Source organism: Lysinibacillus sp., assembly GCF_032093475.1.
In the GTDB taxonomy this organism is placed as follows: domain Bacteria; phylum Bacillota; class Bacilli; order Bacillales_A; family Planococcaceae; genus Lysinibacillus; species Lysinibacillus irui.
The window spans coordinates 23,105-30,654 of the sequence record NZ_DAMDAY010000039.1 but is presented as its reverse complement, the minus strand read 5'-3'; the positions used below and the strand labels follow the sequence as shown (position 1 = coordinate 30,654).

General features: G+C 37.1%; 9 protein-coding genes and 1 pseudogene. 5 read left to right on the top strand and 5 right to left on the bottom strand.

From position 1 onward, the window contains the following. Both RT445_RS10505 and RT445_RS10500 read right to left on the bottom strand, forming a co-directional pair. Positions 1 to 429, bottom strand: a 429-nt coding sequence (locus tag RT445_RS10505) for an amidohydrolase family protein (protein ID WP_313470535.1), incomplete at its 3' end; no start/stop codon positions are given. A 322-nt stretch (positions 430 to 751) separates the two neighbouring features. Beyond that, positions 752 to 1,639, bottom strand: coding sequence for a LysR family transcriptional regulator (locus RT445_RS10500; protein WP_312505446.1), 888 nt, complete (start codon positions 1,637 to 1,639; stop codon positions 752 to 754). Positions 1,640 to 1,758: 119 nt separating this feature from the next. Between RT445_RS10500 and RT445_RS10495 the strand changes: the two genes are divergently transcribed. The 3 genes from RT445_RS10495 (at position 1,759) to RT445_RS10485 (ending at position 4,399) form a co-directional block, all read left to right on the top strand. Beyond that, on the top strand, positions 1,759 to 2,943 hold the full coding sequence (locus RT445_RS10495; protein WP_312505448.1) for a YbfB/YjiJ family MFS transporter: 1,185 nt from the start codon (positions 1,759 to 1,761) through the stop codon (positions 2,941 to 2,943). Between the two features lie 186 nt (positions 2,944 to 3,129). After that, complete coding sequence (locus RT445_RS10490; protein ID WP_312505450.1) at positions 3,130 to 3,870, top strand: class I SAM-dependent methyltransferase; 741 nt, start codon at positions 3,130 to 3,132, stop codon at positions 3,868 to 3,870. 13 nt (positions 3,871 to 3,883) lie between these two features. Beyond that, a complete protein-coding gene (locus RT445_RS10485) occupies positions 3,884 to 4,399 on the top strand; it encodes a DUF6886 family protein (RefSeq protein ID WP_312505451.1) in 516 nt (171 codons plus the stop codon). A gap of 48 nt (positions 4,400 to 4,447) precedes the next feature. Here RT445_RS10485 and RT445_RS10480 read toward each other — a convergent pair whose 3' ends face one another. Beyond that, positions 4,448 to 4,933 carry an NUDIX hydrolase gene (locus RT445_RS10480; protein ID WP_312505452.1) on the bottom strand — a complete coding sequence of 162 codons (486 nt, stop codon included), beginning with the start codon at positions 4,931 to 4,933 and terminating at the stop codon, positions 4,448 to 4,450. A gap of 19 nt (positions 4,934 to 4,952) precedes the next feature. After that, positions 4,953 to 5,498, bottom strand: a complete 546-nt coding sequence (locus RT445_RS10475) for a GrpB family protein (RefSeq protein WP_312505453.1) — start codon at positions 5,496 to 5,498, stop codon at positions 4,953 to 4,955. Between the two features lie 118 nt (positions 5,499 to 5,616). Here RT445_RS10475 and RT445_RS10470 point away from each other — a divergent pair, with 118 nt between their 5' ends. Both RT445_RS10470 and RT445_RS23675 read left to right on the top strand, forming a co-directional pair. Next, positions 5,617 to 6,069 (top strand): 2-thiouracil desulfurase family protein, encoded by a 453-nt coding sequence (locus tag RT445_RS10470; RefSeq protein WP_312505455.1) that lies wholly within the window; start codon positions 5,617 to 5,619, stop codon positions 6,067 to 6,069. A 7-nt stretch (positions 6,070 to 6,076) separates the two neighbouring features. Continuing rightward, positions 6,077 to 6,906: pseudogene (locus tag RT445_RS23675) on the top strand (DUF4184 family protein). Positions 6,907 to 6,922: 16 nt separating this feature from the next. Here RT445_RS23675 and RT445_RS10455 read toward each other — a convergent pair. Further along, positions 6,923 to 7,550, bottom strand: a 628-nt coding sequence (locus tag RT445_RS10455) for an ABC transporter permease (protein WP_313470528.1), incomplete at its 5' end; no start/stop codon positions are given.

The window sequence follows — 7,550 nt, the reverse complement described above, 5'->3', positions numbered from 1 at the left end:
TTTATGGACTGTCGCAAAATATAAGGATGTTGTTGTTCCATTGGCAAGAAGCGTGCCTACTAAATCCTCATAGACCTCTTGGGCAAACGCTAAATCCGAAAATTTTGATTCGATAGGGAAAGTGTATGTGTTCAGCCAATCATAAAGAGGAATATCTAGAGCTGTACCTGATTGAGCCCATTGCGGCGCATGGACATGTAGATCGACAAACCCTGGTAAGAAATATTGCCCTTCAGATAATTGATGGAAATTATTTTGATGTTGATATGTAGTTAATAGTTGCTGGTAATCAGTATGTTCAGGAGCGATTGTTTTATCAATCATGCCGTCAGCATTAATGAAAAATAAATAATCTTTTAAGATTTGAACCTCAGTAGCAGATTTACTTGTAAATGCTGTCCCTTTGAAAATATGCGTATATTCAGTCATGGAAACCACCTTAATGTTCGTTTATTGATAATAACATGGATTATTATAGGCTATTTAAACTACCAAGTCTATAAAAAAGCGAATATTGATGAATTAACAAGAGGATTTAAAGAGCATTTTCAACTACTATTTGACAGCTTTGACAAGCGTTGATGGATGGATAAACAAAGTAATTTGAGAGCGTTACACAAATTGGATAGTTTGCCGTACTAGCTGCAATAAGACTACTAGTAGTCTTAGACATTTAGATGATAAGCAGAAAAAGCTAGAAAGGAATCGATGATGAATTTCTCGATTCCTTTGAGATTGGACACGTTTACTATCAAATCGATTGATTGATGATGTGGAGAAAGTTATTAAAGGATGAGGAATGATGCTGTTCATTTTTTCTAGTACAAAGATAGATAGGACGCTGAATATCGATATCCTTTATAAAGACACGCGATACTTGTTGCTGTTGGATAAAGCTAGAGGCTGCAATGGAAGGGGCTAGCATAGTACCGAATCCTGCTGCAATAGCATGGATTGATTCATTAATTCCATCTAGTTGTAGTCCGACCTGAGGTGGGGGAATCTTATGCACCTTACATAAAGCATTTAAGTATTCTTTTGTGGAGCTACCATCTTCCCTTGTGACAAAGGGCTGTTGCATAAGTTCTGCTAACGATACAGTTTGATCCGCAAGTGGGTGATTATAGGGCACGATAAACCAATAATCTAAGTTCATTAAAAATTGATAATTGATATCTGGGTGATGTCCATCCTCTTTGACAATAAAGGCTAAATCTACCTTATAATGCAGTAATTCCTCAATTACTTGCTGCGAGTTAGCCGTTTTTAAATGAATATTTGTAGCTGGATAGATTTGCTTAAAATAAGCAAGCCATTTGGGTAATAAAAAGTGAGAGGGGACATGTGTAGATGCGATTTGCAATTCTTCGTTGCCAGTATTTTTTAGCTGCTCTATTTTATTTTCGATATCCTGCTCTAAATCAAATAATCGCTGAGCCTGTTTATATAAAAAAGCGCCATTTTGTGTTAGTTTAATACCTCTCCCTTTAGATTCCAGCAAGGTTAAAGCTAGTTCCTTTTCTAAATTTCGTATTTGTATAGTGACGGCTGGCTGACTTATCATAAGAGCTTGGGCAGCTTTGGAAACACTATTGAGCTCGGCCACTTTCGTAAATAAACGTAGTGCATGTAAATTCATGATAGACACACCTTTTATAAATTATTTTTATGCTTTTATATACATTATATATTAGATTTATTAATCTTCACTCTGTATTCTTTTAATTACAGTAGGGAACTGGGGAGGGGGATGAACACTTGAATCGACAGCATATGGGGATTGTTTTTGGAGGAATATTATTATTGGTTGTAGCGATGGGGATTAGTCGCTTTGCTTTTACACCGATTTTGCCATTTATGCGCCGTGATGTAGGATTTTCATTAGAAGTAGCTGGGTTTTTAGCCTCAAGCAATTATATTGGCTATTTTATTGGAGCATTATGGGCGGGCTTTATTTATCGTCAACGCAAAAAACTTTTATTGGCAAGTGTTGTTTTCAACGTCCTTTCAGTAGGCTTAATGGGATTAATAGAGCTGTATAGTGTATGGCTAGTGCTTCGTTTAATCGCAGGTATTACAGGGGGCTTAATTTTTGTCTTAACGTCTAGTATTGTGATGGATTATTTGGCGAAACATTCACTGTCACGATGGTCTGGCTATGTCTATAGTGGGATTGGTTTAGGGATTGCAATTTCAGGTTTATGTGTACCTATTATTGAAGCTAAATTTGCGTGGCAAGGTACATGGCTAGGATTAGGAATATTGTCAGCGGTTTTTTTACTCATGACAACTATTTTGTGGAAGGGTTTAGAGACTGGGGGCGGTTTAAAAGTTGCAAAATCACTCGATACGAAAATGACAAAGGGCTTTATGCCATGGCTGATCGTGTCTTATGGATTAGAGGGCTTAGGTTATATTATTACAGGAACTTTTTTAGTTGATATTATTCATAATATCCCTTCTCTACAGGCTTATTCCTCGTATAGCTGGGTGATGGTGGGGTTAGCAGCGATACCATCAGCACCAGTCTGGACAGTTTTATTAGAAAAATTTTCGGCAATAAAAATTTTGTTTGTGGCATACATATTTCAAGTGATAGGCATCTTGTTACCCGTATTTTCACAAACTGTATGGAGTGTATTGTTAGCATCGTTTTTATTCGGTCTAACCTTTGTAGGAATAGTCACACTAACAACATCCTATGCACGTCAGCTTTTTCCGACCCAGAGCGGATTCGTTGTATCTCTATTAACAACCTTTTATGCTTTTGGACAAATTATTGGTCCAATTATCGCAGGAAAACTGGTAGAAGTTTATAGCAGCTATAAAGCAGCACTTGTCTTTGCAGGGGTAATTGTATTTCTTGCATTACTTGTCATGGTTGTTGGCAGGTGGCTCACTGTCAAAAAAGAAGCTGTCGCTGAACAATCCATTTCAATATAACGCATAAAAGCCAGAAATCCTATTGGGATTTCTGGCTTTTCTCATTTACTTAAAGAAGCCGTGCCTCTATCTACATGATATTAAAAGATATAATAAAAGTCTATATATTTTTTTCTTTATATGGAAAAATAGACAAGTGCACAAAAGACGTAACGTTACGATTCTACTTTGAAATGAGGTCTTTATATGAATACAGAACAAGCCGTTCAACGCTGGAATCAATATGCAGAAAGGTATACAGCTAACTACGATGAGCAGGGTGACATTCATCGTGTAGTACTGTTAAACCCCACTATCTTTGCATTGTTGGAAGAGATCAATGGAAAGCATGTATTAGATGCAGGGTGTGGAGAAGGCTATTTAAGCAGATTACTGGTGAAGAATGGTGCAAGAGTAACAGCGGTTGATTTTTCACAAAAAATGCTGGACATTGCTAAGGAAAGAACGCCACAGAAGGATGCTATTCAATTTTTACAAGGGAACTGTGAAAAATTAGCGTTTCTAGCAGATGAACAATTTGATTGTATTGTTTCGAATATGGTTCTCCAAGATTTAGAGGATTATCAGGCTGCTCTATGTGAGATGTATCGATTATTAAAACCTACTAGCACTTTTATTTTTTCGATTTTACACCCATGCTTTGTGACACCAAATAGTGGATGGATGAGACATGTGGAGCTAGATCAGCAATATTGGAAAGTCCAACGTTATTTTTATGAAGGGGTGTACCAACAGCTAGATGCTGAGCCACCAATCATTCTGTACCATCGAACATTAACAAGCTATGTGCAAGCAATTAGGCAAGCTGGATTTATGATTGAAACTATTGTAGAGCCAGAGCCATCAGAGGAGATGCTAGAGAAGTATCCTCAATTTAAGGAAGATTTGCATTGTGCAGATTTTATTGTTTTTAAATTAAGAAAATAAAGGAGAAGTAACCATGCGTTTATTCCATATCAGTGAAGACCCTACTATTACGATTTTTCATCCTCGACTACCTGAGCGACCAGATTTAGATGCCACCAAAGGGCTTGTATGGGCGATCAACGAGAGATGCTTGCCGAATTATTTAACGCCAAGAGATTGTCCACGTGTTTGTTTTCATGCAGGAGAACAGACAACAGAGCAGGACAGACAGCACTATCTAGCTCAAGCTTCTCATGTAGTAGTCATAGAAAACAAGTGGTTGGAAGTATTGAAGAATACAAGTCTTTACCTATATGAGTTTGATAGTAATGGATTCACATTACAGGATGATATTGCTGGCTATTATACAAGTGAATTAACACAAATGCCCATCAATGTCTCAGAGATCGAAGATATAGAGAAAGCATTATTAGAGCGTAATGTTGAATTGCGAATGGTAGATAGCTTGTGGGAAATCCATGATGAAATCCAGCATACAAGCTTAAATTGGTCGATGTGTAGAATGCGCTTTGCACAGCCTAGACATTAAAAATAAGCCTCGTCATGCACCTAATGCATGGCCGAGGCTTGTTTTTTATTAGACAGTAGATGCTTGTTCAATTGGTGCTGAAGAGATATTGACCAATTTTTTGTCTTGATAGGTAAAAATATATTCATAATTAGTTGTTTCCTTTAGCATTGTGGGTAAATAATATTTTAAATCCGCAATGCCCACATTTTCAGGGTGGAAAATCCAAGTAAGTTCCTTCCAATCTAGAATACCCTCAGCAACCTTTAGAGGGGTTACATATGTAAAAGATTCAGGTAGTTCCGCTATAAACGCATACATACAACCATAGTTAATATCGCCATCTGTCCATGTAATTTTTCCTTTATACGTAATATCCTCGACAGTAATACCTGTCTCTTCTTTAATTTCACGGATTGCACAAGCTAATGGTGTTTCATTCTGTTCAATTTTACCACCAACACCATTCCATGCACCCATCCACTGCGGCTTATCTCTATTCAGCAAAAGGATATGATCACCCTTCTTTACAAAACAAATAGTAAATTCAATCAAATTTATTCCTCCTTGTTAATTAGCTATCCGAGCGAGAGGGCGACCAGCCTGTAAGCTGACTCCATTGATTAGCTTGTTTTAAAATTTCCCAAATGATCGCTTCTTTAGAGTTTGTATATAGTTGTCGGTTATTTATGTATTTTTCTGCAAATTCATATTTTACCTGCTCGTAGCGACGACAGTAATCTGGATGACAGCGCAAAAAATCTCGAAATAATAAGGCTAGCTGTTCGGCCCAACTACCAGCCTGTCGAACATGAATATGTACTCGTCTATGACCAGGAGCCTCTCGAAAATAGCGTTTAGACTTGTCTGGATTGTTTGCTCGATAAATAAAATCAAGACATTCTAGTGGTCCTTTAAACGCTTCCAATGGCGTAAATGATGCTACGGATAGTTGTATGTCAATCACTGGTTTCGCTGCTAAGCCTGTTATAGAAGTTGAGCCAATATGATCAATTCTCAGTGCGTTGTCTCCTAGGGCCTCACGTAATCGAGAACCTATGCTATGAAATTCTTTAGCCCATTCATCTGTATATGGCAAAATTAAAATAGGATCGGACATTTATTCCTCCTTTGGATAGCTATTTAAATAGTGTATCAAAAAAAGAGCAGATCACGTAAAACATTCTTTAATGAGCATGTTATAGTTGTATTAAAGATAGTTGAAGGAGTGAGGAGCTATGATTTTAATTAGTGCCTGCTTAGCTGGATTAAATGTTCGTTATAATGGCACGAACAGTCTAGATGAAAAAATACAAAAGCTTGTGTTAGAAAATAAAGCTGTCACCGTTTGTCCTGAGTTAATGGGAGGTTTTACAACGCCACGCGAGCCTGCTGAAATTGTAGGAGGAAATGGTCATGATGTTCTTGATGGGAAAGCAAGGGTCGTTGAAAGATCTGGACGTGATGTTACAGAATTGTACCTTAAAGGAGCGAATGCCACCTTACAAAAAGCACGCGAAATAGGTGCAACAAAGGTTGTCTTAAAGGAGTATAGCCCATCTTGTGGTAGTGCCATGATTTATAATGGGGAATTCAATGGCACTAAATTAGTTGGTGTGGGAGTAACGACTGCATTACTACAAAGGCATGGAATTAAGGTTGTGTCGGAAGAGCAATTTCTAACAAATTGAACCCAACATGACTGCGATTTTAGATGAGGGAGTAACCTTTGTCATTGGAAAGCGTCTGAACAGATGGGAGGTGGGTGATATGCCATTAACCTTTGCACATCCAGCCGTAATTTTACCTTTTTCAAGACAAAGTAAATACATACATTTTTCAGCATTAGTATTAGGAAGTATGGCACCTGATTTTGAATATTTTTTAAGAGGCAGACCAATAGGCGAGATTGGACATTGCTTAACAGGTTTTTTTACTTTTAATCTACCTCTTGTAATCTTGCTCTATCTAATTTATCGAGCATGTATTCAGCAACATCTAATTAATCATTTACCGGTATGTTTGCAGGATACAGCTAACCAACAAACAACCAAAAGTAAACTATTCAATATCGTGGTATTTAGCTATTCAGCTTTATTCGGTATGTTAACTCACGTGGTTTGGGATTCTTTTACTCAAAAAATGGATTTATGGTCACGCACGTATCTATTTTAGCTGAAATAATGCCACTGTTTGGTTTACAGATTCCTCTTTATAAATACTTGCAACATGGAAGTACTTTAGTTGGCATCACACTAATGATTTGCTATGTCTCTTATAGGGCAGCTAATCAACCAAAGAAATTCTTACCAAGTATTCAGCCTAAACAAAAACTCATCTTTTGGCTTCAAGTACTTGGATTGGCATTTTTCTATGTATGTATTTGGTGCTTAATAAATGAGGTTTCACTAAGAAGCTATGGTGTTTGGGTGGTTCGCTTTATCGATTCTAGTTTCTTGAGCCTGTTAACGATTTGTTTGCTACATACACCTCGTCACAATAACATCAAGGTAAAAGGACTTCCATAAACGGGAGTCCTTTTGGTTATTTCCTTTTTAGCTTAGATAAAAGGAAGAATAGAGTGATAACGAAACCAGCATAGACTAGTATCCAGGCAAATTGCCAATAAAACTTACTAGGTATGGATGTTATTTGATCGCCAATAGCCAACATTTCTAAAGAAAGATGGACAGGGGGAAGAACCCAAATAAGACCATTTAGTTGGTCAAGTGAATCCTTTAATGTTGCTAATACTATGGCAAACAATAATACACTAATAACTCCCCACCAAGTATTTTGTTTATTTTTAACAAGGTCTCTTGTAAACAGAGCAGATAGGGCCATACCTAAAGTAGCCAAAGTAAAATGGGCGAAAAATCCAAGAAATAGGTGGATAAAGCTTGGCTTTTCAGCAAAAGCATGGATGACTACTGGGTAAATGATAGATACAAAACTTAAGCTGAAAGCAATTACTATATTAATTATAAATAGGCTGACATTATATGGTGTTGAACCATTCGCATGCAGTATCGTAATCATTTTTTGCCCTTCATCCTCTGAATGAAACAATGTCACGGTAAACCAACCCATCAGGAAAAAGAGGATAATAGAGGTAAAGGAAAAGCTATCTAATATAGGGTTTGGAACAAATGTATAGTTGATCACAAGACAT

Excerpts from the sequence above, each read along its gene's own strand:
- RT445_RS10500 (WP_312505446.1), bottom strand. The coding sequence starts at position 1,639 with ATGAATTTACATGCACTACGTTTATTTACGAAAGTGGCCGAGCTCAAT.
- RT445_RS10490 (WP_312505450.1), top strand. The coding sequence starts at position 3,130 with ATGAATACAGAACAAGCCGTTCAACGCTGGAATCAATATGCAGAAAGG.
- RT445_RS10485 (WP_312505451.1), top strand. The coding sequence starts at position 3,884 with ATGCGTTTATTCCATATCAGTGAAGACCCTACTATTACGATTTTTCAT.
- RT445_RS10475 (WP_312505453.1), bottom strand. The coding sequence starts at position 5,498 with ATGTCCGATCCTATTTTAATTTTGCCATATACAGATGAATGGGCTAAA.
- RT445_RS10470 (WP_312505455.1), top strand. The coding sequence starts at position 5,617 with ATGATTTTAATTAGTGCCTGCTTAGCTGGATTAAATGTTCGTTATAAT.